Consider the following 20157-nt stretch of genomic DNA (forward strand, 5'->3'; position numbering starts at 1 on the left):
CCGCGGCGCGCGCGGACCCCCCGCGCTACCGCTGCGGCCCTCCCGCGCCCCCCGGGCGGGGGGCCCCGGGGGGGGCCCCCCCCCCCCCCGGGCGGGGGGGGGGCCGCCGCGCCCCCCGCGGCGCCCCCACGGCGGCCATGTCTCACGGCTGCGGTCGAGCGGTCAGGGGTGGGACGGGTCGTCGGGCAGGGTGAGGGTGGCGAGGGCGCCGCCGTCGGGGTGGTTGGTGAAGGTGAGGCCGGCGCCGATGACGCGGGCGTGGCCGGTGGCGATGGTGAGGCCGAGGCCGTGGCCGCGTCCGCGTTCGGGGGCGTTGGTGCGGAAGCGCTGGGGGCCGCGGGCGAGGAGGTCGTCGGGGTAGCCGGGGCCGTGGTCGCGGACGGTGATCCGGTGGCCGTCGACGTGCAGCCGGATCGGCGCGGTGCCGTGCCGGTGGGCGTTGATCAGCAGGTTGCCGAGGATGCGGTCGAGGCGGCGCAGGTCGGTGCGGACCTGGCGGTCGGCGGCCACGTCCACGTCCACGTCGACCTCCAGGCCGGTGAGCGTGACGGTGCGGCGCACCGCCCGCTCCAGCGGGACGGGGGCGAAGTCCGGGATCTCGGCGTCGGCGTCGAGGCGGGAGACCTCCAACAGGTCCTCGACCAGCGAGCGCAGGGCCTGTACCCGGTTCTGGACGAGCTGGGTGGGGCGGCCGGGCGGGAGCAACTCGGCGGCGGTGACCAGGCCGGTGAGCGGGGTGCGCAGTTCGTGGGCGACGTCCGCCGTGAAGCGCTGCTCGTCCTCCAGCCGCTGGTGCAGGGTGCGGGACATCAGGTCGACGGCGGCGGCGAGGTCGGCGACCTCGTCCTTCCCGTCGACGAGCTCGCCGATCCGGGTGTCCGTCCGGCCGGCGGCGATGCCCCGGGCGGCCGTCGCCGCGGTGCGCAGTCGGCGGCTGATCCGGTCGGCGACCAGGACGCCGGCCAGGACCGTGGTGAAGACGGCGGCGACGACGGTGATCAGGATGATCCGGTCGAGGTCGGCGATCGCCTGCCGGTCCTGGGTGAAGTCCACCCGCACGGAGAGCACCCCGGTCTGGACCGGTCGGGCCGCCCACATCGACTCGCCCTGCGGACCGCCGGCGAGCAGCGAGCCCTCGCGGCCGCCGGCCGCGAGCGTCCGCAGCCCCTCGGGCAGCGCCGGGTCGTCCAGGGCGAACCGGTCGGTGACCTCGCCGCGCTTGTAGGTGTCCACGGCCGAGCCGAGCGCGGCGAGCGCGGCGGCGCGGGCCTGGTCCACGTGCTGACGGATCATCGCCTGGTGGACCAGCAGGCCGACGGCCACCGCCACCAGGACGGCGATGGCGGCGACGGCGGTGGCGATCTGACGGCGCAGGGTCATGCCGGACGCCGCAGCTTGTAGCCGAACCCGCGGACGGTCTCGATCCGGCCGGAGCCGATCTTGGCGCGCAGCCGCTGCACGTGGACGTCCACCACCCGGGTGTCGGCGCCCCAGTCGTAGTCCCAGACGCGTTCCAGCAGGGTGGAGCGCTCCAGCACGATGCCGGGCGCGGCGGTGAACTCCAGCAGCAGCCGCAGCTCGGTGGGGGTGAGCGGGACGAGGTGGCCGTCGACGCGCACCTCCATGCTGTCGGTGTCCACCTGCATGCCGTCGAAGCTGCGCAGCGCGGGGGAGGGGGTGTCCGCGGGAACGGCGGTGGCGGGGACGGCGGTGGCGGGGACGGCAGCAGGCGCTGCGACGGGGACGGCGGGGTCCACCGGCTCCTCGGGCAGCGCGGGTTCGGCCGGGACCACCCGCACCCGGCGCAGCACGGTGCGGATCCGGGCGACCAGCACGGCGCTCTCGAAGGGCTTGACGACGTAGTCGTCCGCCCCGGCCTCCAGACCGGACACCACGTCGACCGGGTCGGTGCGCGCCGACATCATCAGGATCGGCAGCTGGCTCTCCTCCCGGATCCGGCGGCAGAGGCCGACCCCGTCGAGGAGCGGCAGCATGACGTCCAGCAGGAGGAGGTCGGGGCGCACGGCGTGGAAGGCCTCCAGACCCTCCAGGCCGTCGGCGGCCGTGGTGACCGGGAAGCCGTAGCGCTCCAGGGCCATCCGGGTGGCCTCCCGGATCACCTCGTCGTCCTCGACGAGCAGGATGTGCGGGTGGGCGGGCGCGGCTGGGGGGTTCATGGCTTCGCTTCCGAGGGAGCCGAGGACGGGCGGATGGGGACCGGGACGGCCGTCCTCGGGGAGGAGACGCCCGCGCCGGCGCCCGGCTCGGGTATGGCGGGCTTCGGTTGGGCGGATGCGTGGCCGTCGTGCGGGGAGACGGCGGGGCCGGCGCTGGGCGTGCTGGTGGGCGTCTGTGCACTGCCGTTCGCGGGTCCGCCGCCCGGGCCGGCGATCGGGCCGGTGTCCTCGACCTTCCGCTCCAGCAGGCCGAGCCGGACGCCGTCCCACTGGTAGTGGCTGCTGGTCCGGACGAACGCGCCGGTCGGCTCGTAGAGCCACAGGTCGGATCCCACGGTCGCGGCGCTGAACCCCTTCAGCACCTCGACCTGGAGGATGGGCAGCAGCCGGTCGTCGGCCAGCAGGTAGACGTGCAGGACCACGGGCCCGGGGGTGACGACGGCGACGACCAGTTCGTCCCGCCCGTCGCCGGTGAGGTCACGGAACTCGGGGCTGCGGACGTCGCAGGCGGGGCAGGAGTCCAGGGCGCGCCGCTCCTCCGGGCCCACCGTGGAGTCCTTGGCGAGGACGGTGCGGACGTCGACCGTCCTGATGTCGTGCCCGGGGACGGTCACGTCCGGGACGGGTTGCGGCGCGGCCTGCGTGGCGGCCCCGGCGCCGGTGGCGGGAGGGCGCGGCGGCGGGGAGGCCGCAAGGTCGGGCCAGAGCGGCTGGGCCACCAGCGGCGGTGCCACCGGCTGGGTGGCGCCGTGGTCCTGGAGCCCGCCGGGGGTGGCACGGCCGAGGGCCAGGGCCGCGAGCGTCACGAGGACGGCCAGGGCGGCGAGGGCCGCCACCGGCACGGCGACGGGCCGGCGGCGGGGTGGGGATGCTGCTGCCACGGTCGGTGCTCGTCCTCCTGGTCTGCGGCGATGCGCCGGTTCGTCCCCGCACCGGCTTCGGTGGTAGGTCGCGTGGACGGCGGTCGGTGGTTCCCGTCCCGCCGTCCCGGCCGCCGCGCCGGTTCGACAGTCGAAACGACCCGACGGCCGGGACGACCGGGGCGGCGCGGTGGCTTCAGCCGGTCGCGCCGCCCGGACCGGCCAGGTCCGCCAGGACGATGATGTTGTCCGTCCAGTGCCCGTCCGAGCCGATCCGCCCGCCGCAGGTGATGAGCCTGAGAGCGGGTTCGGGAGTGTCACCGTAGACCGTTTCGGTCGGGAAGCGGTCCTTGGCGGCCTGGAGCAGCGAGCGGACCTTGAAGTCCACGGTGCTGCCGTCCGCGCGCCGCACCTGGATCAGGTCGCCCGGCCGCAGCTTCGGCACGCCGTGGAAGACCGCCGGGCCGTGCGCGGTGTCGTAGTGCCCGATGAGGACGGCGGGGCCGGCCTCCCCGGGCGTCGGCCCGTTGCGGTACCAGCCGACCTCGTCGGCCCGGTCGGCGGCCGGCACCTCGACCGTCCCGTCGGGATTCAGCCCGAGGCCGGTCACGGGGGCGTCCACCCCGGCGGCCGGGACCAGCAGCCGGGTCGGCGCCGAGGCGGCGAACGGCTTCGGCGCGCCGGCCGGACTCCCGGTGCTCCCGGCCGTCCCGGTGGTTCCGGGGCCTCCCGAGGGCGCGGCCGCCGGGTTGTCGGTACTGCCGTGCACCGAGGGCTCGACCCGCACCACCGGGGTCTGCTGGCCGGACAACGCCACGGTGGTGCCCAGCACCAGGCAGGCCAGGCCCGCCGCGCCGAACGCCGTCCGGCGCAGTGTGCCCGGGCCGGGGGAGGCCTTGCGGCGCCGCCGGCTGCGGCCACCGCGCGGGCGGCCGTGGCGGGCCGGCTCGTCGGCGCCGGGCGTGCTGTCGGGCTGCCCGCCGCCCGCCGGGGCCCCGGTACCCACCGGGCCCCCGGCGCCGCCTCCCCGCCCGGTCAAGGGCGGGGAGGCGGCGCCGGGGTGCCAGGCGGACTCGGGGCCGGTGTCAGCCGCGCGCACCGGAGCGGCGGCGCAGCATCGCGAAGCCCAGCGCACCGGCGCCGACGGCCGCGACGGCCCCGCCACCGGCCAGCATCAGGCCGTTGCTGTCGGTCTCGCCGGACCCGTCGCCGGCCTGGGCCGCGCCCTTGGGCACCTCACGGACCTGGGCCTTGCCGTCACTGGAGACTCCGGCGCCGCCGGCGGCGGGCTGCGCCGTGGGCGCGCCACTGACGGCGGGCTGCGCGCTGGGCTTCGCCGTGGGCGTGGTCGAGGCGTCCTTGCCCGCGACCGAGGGGGCGGCCGGGGCGGGGCGGGCCGGGGTGGGCGTAGAGGTGGGGGCGGCCGACACGCCGGCACCCGCAGCAGGCGCGGCGGACGGGGTCCCGTCGGCGAAGGCCTGTCCGCCGGTGACGACGGTCAGCAGCGCGCCGCCGGTCAGGGCGCAGACGGCCAGCACGCGGCGGGCGGGGGAGCGGTGGGTACGGCTCCTGCTCATACGGTGTTCTCCTTCGTCATGGACGCCTCCCGGCCGGGGTGGCCGGTGCGTCGTCCATGACGGTAGGAGGCCCGTGTCGCGGTCCCCGGCCGGTCGTGTCACGGCCGCCCATCGGCTGCGTAACGAACCCCGGGGCCCGTTGCGGTCAAGCTGGCGGCGGCGGTGCCCGTGCGGTGGGAGGCCGTCCGGTTGACGTCGCGTCGGGTCGTGGGGGTAACCCCCCTCCCGGCCCGGGGGGCCGCTCCATGGCCCGGGGCCGCGGGCCCGGCCACACTGGCTGCGGTTCGAACAGCGTGGTGGTAGGCCCCAGTTCCGGGGTGGTGGTGGGCGCCGCGAGCAGAGCGCCGGCCGACCGCGCGACGCGCACCGTGCACGTGATGCCGTCCCACCTCCAGCCGATCGGGGTCACCGATGACCAGTACCGCCGCCCGCGCCGCGACCGCCCCCGCCCCGACGAGCAGGAGGGGAGGGCGCGTCCGCTGGGCCGTCGTCCTGCTGACCTCGCTCGCGATCGTCGGGTACGCCGTGGGGACGTACGCCCAGGCCGGCCTGCCCATCGCCGCGTCGGAGGGCGGCGTGTCCGCCACCTACGCCGAGCGCCCGACGGCCGTCCAAGTCACCTTCTACGTCCACATCGTGACGGCCGCGCTGGCGCTGCTGGTCGGCCCGTTCCAGTTCTCCACCACGCTGCGCCGGCGATCCCCCGCCGTCCACCGCTGGACCGGCCGCGTCTACGTCTTCGGGGTCGCGGTGGGATCCCTGGCCGCGTTCGTCATGGCGTTCTTCAACTCCGCCGCCTTCAACGGCTTCTTCGGCTTCGGTGGGCTCGCCCTGCTCTGGGCCTGGACCACCTGGCGCGGCTACCGCGCCGTCCGCGACCGCGACCTGCCGAGCCACCGCGCCTGGATGATCCGCAGCTTCGCCCTCACCTACGCCGCCGTCACCCTCCGGTCCTGGCTCGGCGTCCTCATCCTCCTCCAGACGCTCACCGCCCAGGGACACGTCGACGGCGAGCGCTTCTTCGACAACGCCTACGCCGCCGTCCCGTTCCTCAGCTGGCTGCCCAACCTGATAGTCGCCGAATTCCTCATCCGCCGCCGGGGCCTGCCCGCCTACCGTCTCACTCCGGCCGCCCCGCAGTCCTGAGCCGGACGCGGCGTGCGGGCTCGCGGGAGGGGCGTCGAACCCCCTCCTGCGGAGCGGTATTGGGGAGCCCGCCGCGTCGCCGTGGTCGCGCCGCGGTCAGCCGATGCGGGTGGGGGTGTCGAGGAGGGGGTGGCCGGTGGTGGCGAGGAGGGTGGTGAGGTCGGTGGGGGTGAGGGTGTGGGGGGCGCGGAGGTAGAGCTCGTCGACGGTGGTGCCGGGGAGGGGGTGGGGCTGGCGGGAGAGGACGGCGACGTGCTGGTCGGCCAGGGCGGTGTGGACGCGGGCCAGGTCGTCGGGGGTGCTGCGGGCGGCGGTGCGGACGCGCCACAGGGTGGTCGGGGGCGCGGGGGAGTGGGGGTGGTGGCGCTGGGACCACCAGGTGTGGAAGAGGGCGGTGGCGAGGAGGGCGAGGGCGGCGGCGGCGAGGACCACCGGGCCGTCGGGGCCGCGGACGACGATCTTGGCGACCAGGTCGGCCGCGGTGACCGAGACGAAGACGGCGGCGAGTTCGACGCTGTCGCGGCGCCAGCGGTGGGTGCCGGCGCCGCGTCGTCGGGCCCGGGGGAGGGTGGGCGTCGGCTGCATGGTCGGGTGCTCCGTGTGCTCCGTCTGCTCCATGACAGCACTCTGCCCGACGGGTGTTTCCTGTCCACGAACCCGCCGTGACCTGGTGGTTAAGGTCGCCGGGCCCGCGTTACGGTTGCAGGTCCGCAGCCGCCGCCTTGACCTCCGTGAGCAGGAGCTCCAGGTCGGCCTCGGTGGTGGCGGCGTTGAGCAGGCAGGCGCGGAGCATCTCGCGGTCGCCGAGGCGGGCTCCGGTGACGAAGACCCGGCCGCGCCGCTGGACGACGGCGGGGAGTTCGCGGTTGAGGGCGTCGACGGCGGCCTCGTCGTGCCCGGGGGTGCGGTGGCGGAACGCGACGATGGAGGTCTGGACCTCGGCCAGCAGCTCCAACTCCCCGTCTGCCCCGATCAGTTCGCCGAGGCGGCGGGCGAGGGCGGTGCAGCGGGCGATGTCCCGGGCGATGCCGTCGCGGCCCTTGTGGGCGATGGTGGCCCAGACCTTGAGCGCGCGGAACGGGCGGGTCTGCTCGGTGCCGTACTCGGAGAACCAGCCGAGCGCGCCGGCCGCCTCGTCGCGCAGGTAGGAGGGGACGAGGCTGAAGGTGGCGCGCAGTTCCTCGGTGTCGCGCACCAGCGCGCAGCCGCAGTCGACGGGCACGCCCAGCCACTTGTGCGGGTCGAGGGCGAGGGAGTCGGCGCGCTCCAGGCCGGCGTAGCGGTGGGCGATGGCCGGGTCGAGCCTGCCGAAGGCCCCGTACGCGCCGTCGACGTGCAGCCACAGGCGCTGCTCGGCGCAGAGGTCGGCGATCGGGCCGAAGTCGTCGACGGCGCCGGTGCCGACGGTGCCGGCCGAGGCGACGACCAGGAAGGGCAGCAGTCCGGCGGCCCGGTCGCGTTCGACGGCGGCCCGCAGTTCGGCGGGGTCGAGGCGGCCGTCCGGCCCGGTGGCGACGGTGCGCAGGTGCCGGCTGCCGAGGCCGAGGAGTTCGGCGGCCTTGCGGACGCAGGAGTGGGTCTCGCCGGTGACGTAGCCGACCAGCGGCGGCAGGCCGGCCAGGCCGTCCTCGCGGACGTCCCAGCCGGCCCGGCGGGCGGCGCGGTTGCGGGCGGCGGCCAGGCACACGATGGTGGCCATCGAGGTGCCGGAGGTGAGCAGGCCGCCGCCGGCCGGGTGTGGGAAGCCGACGAGTTCGGCGATCCAGCGGACCACGGCGCGTTCCAGGTGGACGTCGGCGTGGTCGCCGCCGGCCGAGCTGGGGTTCATGGCGGAGGCGGCGAGGGTGGCGAGGACTCCGGCGGGGGCGGGGGCGGAGTTGACCCAGCCGAAGAAGCGGGGGTGGCCGTTGCCCATCGGGTGGGGGAGGACGTCCTGCCCGATGGCGGTGAGGAGGTCGGCGAGCGGGCGGCCGGCGGCGGGCAGCGGGGCGTCGAGCAGGGCCCGGCGGGCGGTGTCGTCCATCGGCTGCCAGACCGGGCGCCCGGGCAGTTCGGCGAGGTAGTCGGAGACGAGGTCGGCGGCGGTGTGCGCGGCGGCGCGGAAGTCCTCGGCGGTCATGATGGCGGCTCTCCAGGGGCGGGGGAGGCGCGGCGTCCTCGGCGCACCCTGATCGTCCGGTCCGGTGGACCGGTCGGCCGATCCTACGGAAAGGGCCCGCGCCGTGCGGCGCGGGCCCTCCAGGTGAGACGGGGCGGTCGGTCCCGGTGGGACGGGCGAGGTCAGTCGAGCGAGCTGGACAGGCCGCTGGCGGAGCGGCAGTAGCCCTGCATCTCCCTGTCGGTGATCTTGGCGCAGAGCCGGCCGGCCGCGCCGTCGTCGGTGTAGTTCACCGTGTAGTAGCTGACCAGGCCCTCGGCGCAGGCCTTGCGCTGCCAGCCGTCGGCGGCGGTGCCGCACTGCTGGGCGGCCCAGTCCTCGCGGTCGAGGTTGTACTTCATCGTCCGCGAGCCGACGCCGCGGCTGCAGTCGGTCGCCCCGCCGCTGGCCTTGCCGTTGAGGCACCACTTGAGGGCGTCGGCGTAGACCTCGGGGTGGTTCGGGTAGTCGTGCGAGGAGAGGTAGAAGGTCGGGGCGTAGAAGAAGCACGCGGACTGGAACAGGCCCGGCTGGTCCTTGCACGGGTACAGCGGGTCCTGGGCGAGCTTGTCGGCGGGCAGGTTCGCCTTGGCCTTCTCGTCCTCCTCGTCCGGGCCGAAGAGCTGCATGAACAGTCCTTCGGAACAGCGGATCTTGTTCTGGTCGCTGGGGAACTTGCTGCACAGCTCGCGCGCCTTGGGGACGTCCTGCTTGGCGACGAACATGGTGCCGTGGCCGACACCGTGGATGCACGGGCCGGTGTTCTTGGGCGCGCAGAGCTTGAGCAGGTCCACCTCGGGCTGGGCGGAGGCGTTGAGCATCTCCTCGACCGCGCCGTGCAGGTAGCCGGCCGCGCAGGTCTCGTGCGGGAAGGAGATGACCTTCTGGAAGTCGGCGTTGAAGCGCTTGACCGCCGCGTGGCCGAGCTCGTGCGCGATCGGGTGGCAGAAGCGCACGGTGTACGGCTTCTCCTTGGTGATCTTGTCGAGGTCGGCGAGCGCGACGCCGGGGTCGCTGGCGTCCATCTCGGCCATCAGCTTGTTGCGCAGCGTCGAGCGGGTCCACACCGCCGGGTCGCCGGTCGGGGTGGCGCTCGCGGCCGCCGGCGCGACGCCGGGCGCGGCGGCGCCGGAGCCCGCGGTGGCGGCCGGGGTCGTTGCCACGGTGGCGGTCGCGGGCGACCAGTCGGTGACGGCCACCGACCCGAGGCCCAGGACGCCCAGGAGCAGGGCGGTGAGAATCGCGAATACCCGCGGTTGCATGAGGTGATCCCCCGGCGGATCGAGGTGGACGGTTCGCTCCCATCCTGACGGCACGGCGGCGGGAATCCGCGTTATCGCCCGCCATTCGGGAGGTGTCGGCGACGCTACCGCACCGTCCGACGCCCGGGCGCGGCGGGTTGGTTCCGGATGATCACCCGGGATTCGTCACCCGGATCAATCACCCGAACGGCGCAGCGGCCCGCCGTCGAGGCCGCCGCGCCGCCCGGGGCGGCCCGCCGTCAGATGTCCAGCGTCACCTGGTAGTCCGTCAGCCAGGTGTGCAGTTCGAGCGCGAAGTCGACGGCCAGCCGGACGGACTGCGGGTCGGTGCCCGGATCGAGCGCGTCGGCGAGGCGCCGCCGGTCGAGCAGGGCGAGCGCCGGGGACTTCTGCTCGGCGGCGAGCCGGGCGAGCTCGGCCCGCAGCAGCGCCGGGTAGTGCGGGTCCTCGGTGACCGGGTACGGGCTCTTCACCCGGTCGGCGACGGCGTCCGGCAGCACGTCCCGGACGGCGGCGCGCAGCAGGCTCTTCTCCCGGCCGTCGAAGTGCTTCATCGCCCACGGCGTGTTGAAGACGTACTGGACCAGCCGGTGGTCGCAGAACGGCACCCGCACCTCCAGACCGTTGGCCATGCTCATCCGGTCCTTGCGGTCGAGCAGGATGCAGACGAAGCGGGTCAGGTGGAGGTACGAGATCTCGCGCATCCGCCGTTCCAGCGGATCGGCGTCCGGCAGGTGCGGGACTTCGGCGAGTGCCTCGTGGTAGCGGGCCCGCCGGTAGCCGGGCAGGTCGAGCTCGGCGAGCAGGCCGGCGTCGAGCAGGTGTTCGCGCGGCCCTGTGCCCTGGCCGCCGAGGCCGGTCAGCGAGACCGCCCAGGGGAAGTCGTCGGCGGCGACGGCCTTCGGGTCGTGGAACCAGCGGTAGCCGCCGAACAGCTCGTCCGCGGACTCGCCCGACAGGGCGACGGTGGACTGGCGGCGCACGCCCTGGAAGAGCAGCAACAGCGAGATGTCCATGTCGCCGAAGCCGCCGGGCAGGTCGCGGGCGCGCAGGACGGCGTCCCGCTGGGCGAGGTCGGTGAGCGCGGCGGCGTCCAGCTCGATCACGTTGTGGTCGGCCCCGACGTGCTCGGCCAGCAGCCGGGCGTACGGGCCGTCCAGGGTCGGCCGGACCTCGCTGGCGTGGAAGTTCTCGCTCTGGCCGGCGAAGTCGACGGCGAAGGAGCGCACCGGGCCGGCACCCTCGGCCCGCAGGACCCGGGCGGCGAGGGCGGTGACGGCGCTGGAGTCCAGACCGCCGGAGAGCAGCGAGCAGAGCGGGACGTCCGAATCGAGCTGGCGGTGGACGATGTCGTCCAGCAGGGCCCGGACGGTGGCGACGGTGGCCTCGAGGGTGTCGGTGTGCTCGCGCGCCTCCAGCGCCCAGTAGCGGCGCACCGACACGCCCTCGCGGCGGACCCGGACGACGTGCCCGGGCCGGACCTCGACGATGCCCCGGTAGGGGGTGATGCCCGGGGTGCGGGTGAAGGCGAGCAGTTCGCGCAGCCCGTCCAGGTCGACCACCGGGCGGACGGCGGGGTGGGCCAGGATGGCCTTCACCTCGGAGCCGAAGATCACGCCGTCGGGGGTGAGGTGGTAGTGCAGCGGCTTGACGCCCATCCGGTCGCGGACCAGCAGCAGTTCCTCGCTGCGGGCGTCCCAGATCGCGAAGGCGAACATCCCGTTGAGGCGTTCGGCCAGGCCCTCGCCCCACTCCAGGTAGGCGTGCAGCACGACCTCGGTGTCGCTGCGGGTGCGGAAGCGGTGTCCGGCCGCCTTCAGTTCCGCGCGCAGCTCGCGGTGGTTGTAGACCTCGCCGCTGTAGGTGAGCGCCGCCAGCAGCCGGCCGTCGTGCTCGACGGTCATGGGCTGGACGCCGCCCTCCAGGTCGATCACCGCGAGGCGGCGGTGGCCGAGGGCGGCGTGTCGCTCCAGGTGGACGCCGCCGGCGTCCGGGCCGCGGCAGATCTGGGTGGCCGTCATGGCGTCGACGACGGCCCGTTCGGCGGTGAGGTCACGGTTGAAGGCGACCCATCCGGTGATCCCGCACATCAGCAAGCCTCCGGTCTTCCGCTACGTATGCGGAAAATGACGCTACGTGTCGGAGGGGTGCGGCTACAAGGGTGCGTCGGGAAGGAGTCGGAAGGGGCTCGGGAGGACGATGTGACTGATTGTTTGAGCTGAAAGTCGTAAAGTCTGCCCGATTTCGGGCAGGATTCTTGGCCCCAGAGGCGGCGCGGCCTAGGCTCCTCACTCGTGCCGAGCTCACCCCACCCTCACGACGACCTCCTCGCCCACCTCACCCGGACCAGCCCGCTCGGGCCCCGGGAGGCGGCGCGGGTCGTGGCGGAGGTGCTGGCGTACTTCTCCGAGAGCACCGAGGAGTACGTCCGCCGCCGCCACGGCGAGCTCCAGGCACGCGGACTGACCAACGAACGGATCTTCACCCGGCTCGCCGAGGAACTCCCCGCCCGCCGGGTCGCGGCACCCGAGCTCTCGGCCCGCCAGCTGCGCCGGATCGTCTACGGCTGAGCGCTGCCGGGGCGGGGGCGCGGCACTGGCGCATTCGCAGCATTCGCAGCACTCGCGGCATTCACGGCATTCACGGCACTTACGGCATTCACGAAGAGGAGACCACGCATGTGCGGAATCGTGGCCTACATCGGCCCCAAGGACGCGACCCCCTTCCTGCTGGAGGGCCTGGCCCGGCTGGAGTACCGCGGCTACGACTCGGCCGGCGTGGCCGTCACCGGGCGCACCGGTGGGCTCAAGGTCCGCAAGGTCAAGGGCCGGGTCGCCGACCTGGCCGCCGCCGTCCCGGCCCGGTTCAAGGGCGGCACCGGCATCGGCCACACCCGCTGGGCGACCCACGGCGTGCCCAGTGACGCCAACGCCCACCCGCACCTGGACGGCGCCGAGCGGATCGCCGTCGTCCACAACGGCATCATCGAGAACGCCGACGAACTGCGCGCCAAGCTCACCGCCGACGGCGTCGTGTTCCGCTCCGAGACCGACACCGAGGTGCTCTCCCACCTGATCGCCGCGCACGTCGGCGAGGGAGTCGAGCTGGAGGACGCGGTGCGCGCCGCGCTCGCCCGGGTGGTCGGCACCTACGGCATCGCGGTGCTCGACGCCGAGCAGCCGGACCGGATCGTGGCCGCCCGCAACGGCAGCCCGATAGTGCTCGGCCTCGGTGAGAAGGAGATGTTCGTCGCCTCCGACGTCTCCGCCCTCGTCCGCTACACCCGCCAGGTCGTCCACCTGGAGGACGGCGAGCTGGCCACCGTCCGCGCCGACGGCTTCCGCACCTTCACCACCGACGCCCGCACCACCCACCACCAGCCGTCCACCGTGGACTGGGAGATCGACTCCTACGACACCGGCGGCTACGAGCACTTCCTGCTCAAGGAGATCCACGAGCAGCCCGGCTCGGTCGAGCGCACGCTCAGCGGCCGGCTCGACGAGCGCTTCTCCACCGCGCACCTCGGCGGCCTCAACCTGGACGCCCGGGAGCTGCGCGAGATCCGCCGGGTGAAGATCCTCGGCTGCGGATCCGCCTACTACGCCGGCGAGATGGGCGCCCAGCTGATCGAGGAACTCTCCCGCATCCCCGCGCACAGCGAGCCCGCCTCCGAGTTCCGCTACCGCAACCCGGTGATCGAGGCGGACACGCTCTACATCGCGGTGAGCCAGTCCGGCGAGACCTACGACACGCTGGCCGCCGTCCAGGAGATCAAGCGCAAGGGCGGCCGGGTGCTCGGCGTCGTCAACACCGTGGGCAGCGCCATCGCCCGCGAGTGCGACGGCGGCATGTACCTGCACGCCGGGCCGGAGATCTCGGTCGCCTCCACCAAGGCCTTCACCTCCACCGTGGTCGCCTTCGCGCTGCTCGCCCTGCACTTCGGCCGCATCCACGACCTGTCGCCCGCCGACGGCCGCCGGATCGTCGCGGCCCTGAAGGCGCTGCCGGACCAGATCCGCGAGGTACTCGCGCAGACCGAGGCCATCGCCGAACTCGCCGCCGAGTACGCCGGATCGGCGGGCATGATGTTCATCGGCCGGGTCCGCGGCTACCCGGTCGCCCGGGAGGGCGCGCAGAAGCTCAAGGAGATCTCCTACGTGCACGCCGAGGCCTACCCGGCGAGCGAGCTGAAGCACGGTCCGCTGGCGCTGATCAGCCCCGAACTGCCCACCGTCGCACTCGTCCCGGACGACGAACTGCTCGACAAGAACCTCACCACCCTCGGTGAGATCAAGGCCCGCTCCGGCCGCGTGATCGCCATCGCGCACCGCCGCCCCGAGGACAAGCTCGCCGACCACTGCGTCCTCGTCCCCAAGAGCGAGCCCGAGCTCGACCCGCTGCTGCTCAACATCCCGCTCCAACTCCTCGCCTACCACGCCGCCGTGGCCCTCGACCGCGATGTCGACAAGCCGCGCAACCTGGCGAAGAGCGTGACGGTGGAGTAGGGCGCCCCCGAGAAGTGACGGCCCGGCGGGTGGGACGGCTTTCCTGATGATCAGCAGCTCAGCAGCTCAGCAGCTCAGCAGCTCAGCAGCTCAGCAGCTCAGCAGCTCAGCAGCTCAGCAGCTCAGCAGATCAGCAGGAAGGCGTCCCACTCCTCGGCGGCGTCGCCGGTGCCCGCCGAGGACGCCCGCGCAGCGGTACGGGCACGGGCGTGGGCGTGCAGGGCGAGGGCCGCGCCTGCCGTCCCCTCCAGGAGGCCGGGCGGGTCTCCGGCGCCGAGTGCCGTGTCGAGCCGGCTCGCGACGGTGGCGGCGAGCGCGGGCAGGCGGGCGGTCAGTTCGACGGAGCCGGAGTCCTCGGCCATCCGCTGGGCGATCCGCAGCAGGCCGCCGGTGCCGTGGCAGAGTCCGGGGCCCTGGAGGTTCCAGCCGGCGGGGTCGCGCAGCGTGTCGGTCAGCGCCGCGACGGCGGTGGTCCGCCAGTCGGAGCGGCCGTGGGCCGCGCCCGCCAGGAAGAGCGCGCGGGCCGCACCGGGGGTTCCGTAGCACCAGGCCGCCCGCGTCGGCTGGTCGGCCGGCAGCCGGCCGGCCTCCTCGTCCTCGACGCGCACGGTCATCGGCCAGGAGCCGCCCACGCCGGGCCGATCCATGGGCCCCGAAGCGGCCGGCGGGACGGGCCTGACCGGATCGACCGGGGCGCCCTGATCGACCGGGTCGACCGGGCCGGGGATCCGCCGGGCGGCGAGCCAACTCGCCAGCGCCTCGATCGCCTCGTCCTGCCCGGGCACCTCCACACCGCGCAGCCTGGCCAGCGCCAGGAGGGCGAGCGGGCCCGGGACCCCGTGGGCCAGGCCCAGGTTGAGGTGCCCCCGGGGGAACCCGGGATCCGCGCCGGGCAGTCCCGGTCCACCGGCGGTCCACCAGCGCGGCAGCACACCGCCGGTCGGCTCGGCCAGCGCGACCAGCGCGGTGAGCAGATCGGCCAGTGCCGGTCCGGCCGGCTCCAGCGCGAGCAGTAGCCGGCCCAGGCCCGCCGCGCCCGAGACGGCGTCGAAGGTGTGTGCGCGCAGGCCCGTGCCGGCGGCCAGATCGGCGCGCAGGTCGGCGACGCGCCCGGCCGCGGCCTGCCGGACCCGGGGCGTCAGCCCGTCGAGCAGCGTGCGGTACTCGCCGGGGCGCCGCGCCATGGTGCGGGCGGCGAAGGCGATCGCGGCGGCGCCGGAGAAGAGTCCGCCGCCCCGCATCGCCCCGGGGGCTTTCACGGCGGCCGTGAGGTGCCCGTGCGCGGCGCGGCGCAGCGCGGCGTCGTCCTCGCGGTCGGCCAGTACGGCGAGTGCGAGCGCGGCGCCGCTGCGGCCGGCCCCGAGCGCGTGCGCCGCTGGGGGCGGCGCGGACGCCGAGGGCGTCGTGGTGCCGGCGGCCGGTTCTTCGAGCGCACCGGGCCTGCTGAGCGACTCGGCCACGGCGCGGATCGGATCCGTCGTGTTCATCGCCCCTCCCGCGGGCTGGAGCGGCGGGCCCGGTGGGCCTCGACAGCGCCTCGGGCCAGTGCGTAGGCCCGGCGTTCGGCCTCGCGGTCGATCCCGATCAGCCGGTTGTGGCCCATGTGCAGCAGCGAGGCCAGCACCGGGTCGGCCGACGACGGCTCCACCCGGGACGCGTACCGCGCGAGTGCGACGGCCCGCTGCCGCCAGGCGTCGGCCAGCGCGGGGTCGGCGGGCAGCAGGCCGCCCGCCGGGACGGTCGGCCCGTCGGGGCCGATCGCCCGCAACGCGGCCGCGCGCTGGGCCCGGAACGCCTGGTGGTGGCGCTCCGACTTCGGATACACCCCCGCCAGCCAGGCCCCGACCGAGGGCACGCCGGGGACGGCCGGCGCGACGGCCTGCCGGTCGGCGGGGAGGCCGGCGGGGAGGTCGGCGGAGAGACTGGTGGGGAGGTCGGTGCGGCCCTCGGGCCCGTCGTCAGGAACGCGGTCTCCCACCGGCTGCCCCGCTGGCTGCCCCGCCGACTGCCCCGCGCGGCCGGCCAGGAAGGCCTGCGCGGTGCCGGCGAGGTTCACGGCGGCGAGCAGGTCCCGGGAGAGCGAGCGCTCCGCCCGGGCCAGTCGCAGCGCCGCCAGCGCGACCAGGCTGTCGGCCTGGAAGACCCGTTCGGCGTCGGCGAGCACCTCGGCGCCGCCGTAGCGGTCGGTCTCCGGCGCGTACCCCTCCAGGCGCAGGTCGGCGGCGAGCCCGGCCCGGTGCAGCTCCCGCACCCAGTCGTGCACGGTGGGCAGCAGTCGGGCGGCGAGGACCGGCGGCGCACCGTGGAAACGCAGCCGCAGATGCGGCGCGGAGTCCTGATAGCGGATGAAGAACCAGCGGTCCACGTCGGCGGGCAGGGCGTCGAGCAGCCGGGGCAGGTGTTCGACCAGGATCTCCTCCTGGCGCGCCTCGGTGGCCGCCAGCCGGGCGAACAGCCAGGATCCGCCGGGGAGTTCGACGGTCCGGTCGCGCCGGGCGGGCAGCGGGCGGCGAGGTCCGGACGCGGTCGGCCCGGTCGTGCTGCGGCGCAGCGGGACCACCAGTTCGGCGGTCCGCGCACCATCCGGTCCGCACAGCCAGCCTCCGTCGCCGGCCGGGTTGGGGTCCTCCTGGAGCACGGTGGGCTCGGCGGACCGCGCCTGGCTGTGCAACAGCCGCCGGTGCCACGGGAGGTCGAGGTCCAGGCTGATCCGCTGGTCGCCGCTGATCAGGCGGACGGCGGCCGGCACTCCCCAGCGTCGGCGCCAGCGGGCCAGGCCCTCGTCCCACTGCTCGAACGGGGCGGAGGCCGCCGGGACGGGCGCGGTCAGCCGCCAGGTGGCCGGGGCCAGCACCACCCGGCCCCGGCGGACGCGCGGCAGCACGGGCGCGCTGCTCGCCGCCCCCCAGTCCCAGGGCTGCCAGGGCCGTTGCCCGGTCAGCGTCACCTCCTGGAGGAAACGGGCCGCGTTGGGCGCACCGCTGCGCAGGTTGAGCACGTGATGGGTGGCGACGCGGACCTCGCGGCCGAGGCGGCGGGAGTACACCGCGAGCCGGTCGGGGTCGGCCAGCACGACCAGGTCGTCCAACGGAAGTACGGAGGGGCCGCCCGGGTCGGCGAAGGCGCTGACCACCACCCGGTGGTCGAGCCAGCGCGGGGTCAGGGCGATGTTGGCATGGCGCGCGCGGTACGGGGTGAACTCCAGGTGCGCTTCGAGTGCGCCGTGGTCGCCGGATCCGGTGGGCCCAGCGGACTGCACGGACCCGGCGGCCTCGGCCAGCAGTGCCCCGCCGGCCGCCGCGGGGTCGTCCGCCGACCGGCCCGGGTCCGCGCCCGGTTCGGCACCCGGGCCGCGGTCGCCCCCCGCACCCGCGAGCAGGGTGGCGAAGCGGCCGAAGGTGGCTCCGGCGCGGTCACTGCCGGCGACAGGGGAGAGCACGAGTCGGAAGTCCCCGGCGTCCAGCGCCTCCAGGGAGTCCGCCGCCAGTTCGGCGTACAGCTCCAGGGATGCGGGCGGGGTGTCGACGGCGCCGCCCGCCTCGTCGCGCGGCGGGGCCAGCCGGGCCAGCAGGTCGTCGTCCAGGAGCACTTCGGGCAGCGCGCCGTCCGGCTCCCGGTCGGCGAGGGCGCCCGCCGCCAGTTCGGCCAGCAACCGGTCGCGGGCCGCGTCGGCGTCGGTGCGGGCCCGGGCGGGCTGGGGGTTGGCCGTGCCGCGGGGGCCGGCCGGGCGCCGGTAGCCGGCCGGCGGGCCCAGGCCGGTGTCGGGGTCGAGCAGTTCGGCCAGCGGGACGGGGCTGTCCGTGCTGTACCGCTCGACGAACTCCGCGTGGTACGCGCGCAGGTGCTCGGGCCCGGGGGCCGGCGGCGACAGGCGCCAGAGGAGCGCGGCGGTCCTCTCCAGCTCGGTGCGGACCTGGTCCGGCAGGACCACCTCGGCGTCCAGGGCGAGATCCGCGTGGAGCGGGCGGTCGGCCGGGGCGAGCCGGGTCATCCGGGTCCGGAGTTCGCGCAGCAGGTCGGTGGCCTGCCCGCCGGGCAGGGCGGCGGCCTGCGCCAACGCGCTCCGGACGGCCGCCAGTTCGGGGTGCACCGGGTGGTCGGCGGGTATCCGGTCGAGCACATGGCCGAGCAGGTCGGTGCTGTCCGCCGGAGGCGTCAGGTCGGTGAGCAGGAAGCCCTGGCCGACCAGCGAGCGGACCAGGGCCGCGACGGCCTCGGCCGGGGCCGTGGGGAAGTCGGCGGTCAGCGCGGCCAGCAGGTCGCAGTGCCGGACCGGCTCGGCGGCGGTCCGGATCGCGGCCCGGACGACGGCGGTGGCCCGTACGGTCCGTTCGGCGACCGGCTCCGCCTCGGCACCGGCGGCGGCGGGCCGACGCTCGGGCAGGTACGGCAGCACCAGGCGACCGCCGCGCAGCCGGGCCTGCTGGTCCACGGCCAGCCGCAGGCCGGGCAGCACCGCAGGGTCGGTCCGCAGTCGGTCGAGCAGCGGGAGCAGCCAGCCCAGGTCGGGCCGCAGGGCGCGGCGGTCGGCCCCGCCCCAGCGGACCTTGGCCGCCGCGCCGAAGCGCGCCGGCACCACCGCGGCCATCAGCCCGAACGGCGTCGGCCGGGTGGCCATCCGCAACCGGTAGCGGCTGACCGCCTCGGCCGCCCGGCGCAGCGCGGCCGGGCGGGGCACGGTGCCTGCGGCGACCTGGTCGAGCAGGTCGGCCAGGGAGGGGCTGGAGAGCTCGATCGCCTCGCGCAGGGCCGGGTCGGCGGCGGCCTCGGCGAGGTACGTCAGGAGCGCGGTCTCGGCGGACCCCGGCGCGGTCTCGGCGGACCCCGGCGCGGGGTGCGCGGGGTCGGCCGGGACGGTGTGGCGGTGCGAGCGCGGCAGCGCGGGTGTCCGCAGCAGGACCGGGCCGGTCGCGGTGAAGAGTCCGTCCTGGGGCGCTCCGTGCGTCTCGACCACTGTGCTCCTCGTGCCTCGGTGCCTCATGCCACACGCCCCGTACCGATGCCGCCACGCGGCTCGCACTCCTGACGGCGGGTCGGGTCGTGTCTACCTCGGCGATCGAAAACTGTCCACCATCGATCGAACTGTTTCGATTTTTGGCTGAGTTAATCCATTCATCCGTGCAGAACCATTGCTGGGCCCATGCAGGAGTGCCTAACGTCCGCTGCAGTCCGCCGCGGTCAACCGTGGCACTGACGAAGGGAGGCCCTCATGGCCGACAACATGCTGGAGCTGTTCGACCTTGACGTGCAGGACCTGGTCTCGACCGAGCTCGGCGAGCAGGAGGAGTCCGCGTTCAGCATCTCCTGTGAGGGGTCCTGCACCCGTCCGTGGTGCATCTAGTCCGGTAGCAGTACCGGCACTACGGGGCGCGGTTGCCCGGACCAGACGGTCCGGGCAACCGCGCCCTCGTGCGTTCAGGCCCCGCCCGGTCTCGGCCCGGCTCAGCCGCCGGCGGCCAGCGGTCCGTGACCCGGCGCCGCCTGACCGTCGTCCGTCACCGGCGCGGGCAGCGGCCCCCGGGCCAGCCGCAGCAGCTCCTGCGGGGTCAGTTCGGCCAGCCGGGCGCGGCCCAGTCGCAGCACCTCCGCGGCCGTGTCCAGCAGTTCCGCCGGTTTCGCCGGGCGCTCCGGCAGCCCGGCCGCCCAGTCGCCGCCGGCCAGCCACTCGCCGACGGCGCCGCGCAGCTGCCCCGTGCCCGCCTCCCGGATCGTGAACGAGAGGTGCACCGACAGGCCCTGGTGGCCCGTCGCGGTGTGCGGCGCCCCGCGTGGCACGTACAGCACCTCGCCCGGCCCGAGCACCGAGTTGAGCGCCACCGCGCCGGGTTCGGGGGCCAGCCCCGGGCGCCAGCGGCCGTCGGCGGGGGCCTCGTGGACTGTCCACTCCTTCTTCCCCGCGAGCTGGACGACCAGCACGTCCGCGTCGTCCCGGTGCACGTCCAGCCCGCGCCGGCCGGCACCCGTCGCGAAGCAGAACGCCTCGGTCCGGCGGCCGAGTTCGACCGCGATGTCGGTGGCCAGCGCGCGCACCGGCGCGTGCCACTGGTCCAGCTGCGGCAGCAGCAGCGTGGCGCCGCCGGCCAGCAGGGCGGCGATCCGGTCAGGGTCGGCGAAGCCCTCCTCCCGGCGCCCGGCGACCACCCGGGTCGTGCAGAACTCCGCGGGCGGTACGACCGCACCCGCCCGGACCATCTCGACGTAGGGCACCCGCAGCAGTCCGCCGCGCAGCGCCTCGTCCAACTCGCCCGGCCGGGGCAGCCCCGCCGGCCAGCCCGCGGTGCGGAACACCTGCGGCCGGCGTTCTTCCAGCGCCTCGGCGAACGTCGCCGCGTCGCCCACCAATTCGGTCAGAACTCGTCCCATCGTCCATCCCTCCGTCCAGCGGCCCACCACCGGTCGACCGTCGCATAACCTACGGATGAACATCTGAGTCGGGTTCAGCGAGAATCCGCCGACCAGCCCGGGATCGGCCAGCTTCGCGCCACGGGGTGAC

Annotated in this window: 16 protein-coding genes; 4 read left to right on the plus strand and 12 right to left on the minus strand. The window is 75.3% G+C overall.

Annotated features, from left to right (window positions below; all coding sequences use genetic code 11):
- Nucleotides 1-162 precede the first annotated feature (162 nt).
- From ACIOGZ_RS13200 to ACIOGZ_RS13220, 5 genes are all read right to left on the minus strand, one after another.
- Nucleotides 163-1380: a HAMP domain-containing sensor histidine kinase gene (locus tag ACIOGZ_RS13200; protein WP_363589696.1), complete on the minus strand. Its 1218-nt coding sequence runs from the start codon at nucleotides 1378-1380 to the stop codon at nucleotides 163-165.
- On the minus strand, nucleotides 1377-2177 hold the full coding sequence (locus ACIOGZ_RS13205) for a response regulator transcription factor (RefSeq protein WP_363589697.1): 801 nt from the start codon (nucleotides 2175-2177) through the stop codon (nucleotides 1377-1379). The genes ACIOGZ_RS13200 and ACIOGZ_RS13205 overlap by 4 nt, the downstream gene beginning before the upstream one ends.
- Nucleotides 2174-3058 carry a hypothetical protein gene (locus ACIOGZ_RS13210; RefSeq protein WP_363589698.1) on the minus strand — a complete coding sequence of 295 codons (885 nt, stop codon included), beginning with the start codon at nucleotides 3056-3058 and terminating at the stop codon, nucleotides 2174-2176. The genes ACIOGZ_RS13205 and ACIOGZ_RS13210 overlap by 4 nt, the downstream gene beginning before the upstream one ends.
- A gap of 175 nt (nucleotides 3059-3233) precedes the next feature.
- Nucleotides 3234-4043, minus strand: coding sequence for a class F sortase (locus tag ACIOGZ_RS13215; protein WP_363629421.1), 810 nt, complete (start codon nucleotides 4041-4043; stop codon nucleotides 3234-3236).
- A gap of 79 nt (nucleotides 4044-4122) precedes the next feature.
- Complete coding sequence (locus tag ACIOGZ_RS13220; RefSeq protein ID WP_363629420.1) at nucleotides 4123-4614, minus strand: sortase-dependent protein; 492 nt, start codon at nucleotides 4612-4614, stop codon at nucleotides 4123-4125.
- 411 nt (nucleotides 4615-5025) lie between these two features.
- Here ACIOGZ_RS13220 and ACIOGZ_RS13225 point away from each other — a divergent pair, with 411 nt between their 5' ends.
- Complete coding sequence (locus tag ACIOGZ_RS13225) at nucleotides 5026-5760, plus strand: DUF2306 domain-containing protein (protein ID WP_363629418.1); 735 nt, start codon at nucleotides 5026-5028, stop codon at nucleotides 5758-5760.
- A 96-nt stretch (nucleotides 5761-5856) separates the two neighbouring features.
- Here the strand turns inward: ACIOGZ_RS13225 and ACIOGZ_RS13230 are convergent, their stop codons facing one another.
- From ACIOGZ_RS13230 to asnB, 4 genes are all read right to left on the minus strand, one after another.
- Complete coding sequence (locus ACIOGZ_RS13230) at nucleotides 5857-6378, minus strand: hypothetical protein (protein WP_363585843.1); 522 nt, start codon at nucleotides 6376-6378, stop codon at nucleotides 5857-5859.
- A gap of 76 nt (nucleotides 6379-6454) precedes the next feature.
- A complete protein-coding gene (locus ACIOGZ_RS13235; protein WP_363585842.1) occupies nucleotides 6455-7879 on the minus strand; it encodes a pyridoxal-dependent decarboxylase in 1425 nt (474 codons plus the stop codon).
- Between the two features lie 161 nt (nucleotides 7880-8040).
- A complete protein-coding gene (locus tag ACIOGZ_RS13240; RefSeq protein WP_363585841.1) occupies nucleotides 8041-9159 on the minus strand; it encodes a hypothetical protein in 1119 nt (372 codons plus the stop codon).
- A gap of 239 nt (nucleotides 9160-9398) precedes the next feature.
- Nucleotides 9399-11249 (minus strand): asparagine synthase (glutamine-hydrolyzing), encoded by a 1851-nt coding sequence (asnB, locus tag ACIOGZ_RS13245; RefSeq protein ID WP_363585840.1) that lies wholly within the window; start codon nucleotides 11247-11249, stop codon nucleotides 9399-9401.
- A 204-nt stretch (nucleotides 11250-11453) separates the two neighbouring features.
- Between asnB and ACIOGZ_RS13250 the strand changes: the two genes are divergently transcribed.
- Complete coding sequence (locus ACIOGZ_RS13250) at nucleotides 11454-11729, plus strand: hypothetical protein (protein ID WP_063350341.1); 276 nt, start codon at nucleotides 11454-11456, stop codon at nucleotides 11727-11729.
- A 108-nt stretch (nucleotides 11730-11837) separates the two neighbouring features.
- The gene (gene glmS, locus ACIOGZ_RS13255) at nucleotides 11838-13664 is read left to right on the plus strand and encodes a glutamine--fructose-6-phosphate transaminase (isomerizing) (RefSeq protein ID WP_363629411.1); all 1827 of its coding nucleotides are present in this window, start codon (nucleotides 11838-11840) and stop codon (nucleotides 13662-13664) included.
- Nucleotides 13665-13786: 122 nt separating this feature from the next.
- On the opposite strand, the gene ACIOGZ_RS13260 is transcribed toward glmS, so the two are convergent.
- On the minus strand, nucleotides 13787-15151 hold the full coding sequence (locus tag ACIOGZ_RS13260) for a lanthionine synthetase LanC family protein (protein WP_400985941.1): 1365 nt from the start codon (nucleotides 15149-15151) through the stop codon (nucleotides 13787-13789).
- Nucleotides 15148-18618 (minus strand): lantibiotic dehydratase, encoded by a 3471-nt coding sequence (locus tag ACIOGZ_RS13265; protein WP_400985943.1) that lies wholly within the window; start codon nucleotides 18616-18618, stop codon nucleotides 15148-15150. Before ACIOGZ_RS13265 ends, ACIOGZ_RS13260 begins: the two co-directional genes overlap by 4 nt.
- Before the next feature lie 255 nt (nucleotides 18619-18873).
- On the opposite strand from ACIOGZ_RS13265, the gene ACIOGZ_RS13270 reads away from it, so the two are divergent.
- Nucleotides 18874-19005 carry a hypothetical protein gene (locus ACIOGZ_RS13270; RefSeq protein ID WP_363629406.1) on the plus strand — a complete coding sequence of 44 codons (132 nt, stop codon included), beginning with the start codon at nucleotides 18874-18876 and terminating at the stop codon, nucleotides 19003-19005.
- Between the two features lie 101 nt (nucleotides 19006-19106).
- Here the strand turns inward: ACIOGZ_RS13270 and ACIOGZ_RS13275 are convergent, their stop codons facing one another.
- A complete protein-coding gene (locus ACIOGZ_RS13275; RefSeq protein WP_400985945.1) occupies nucleotides 19107-20027 on the minus strand; it encodes a JmjC domain-containing protein in 921 nt (306 codons plus the stop codon).
- Nucleotides 20028-20157: the final 130 nt, after the last annotated feature.

Origin of the sequence: Kitasatospora sp. NPDC088160, from assembly GCF_044741445.1 — a bacterium.
In the GTDB taxonomy this organism is placed as follows: domain Bacteria; phylum Actinomycetota; class Actinomycetes; order Streptomycetales; family Streptomycetaceae; genus Kitasatospora.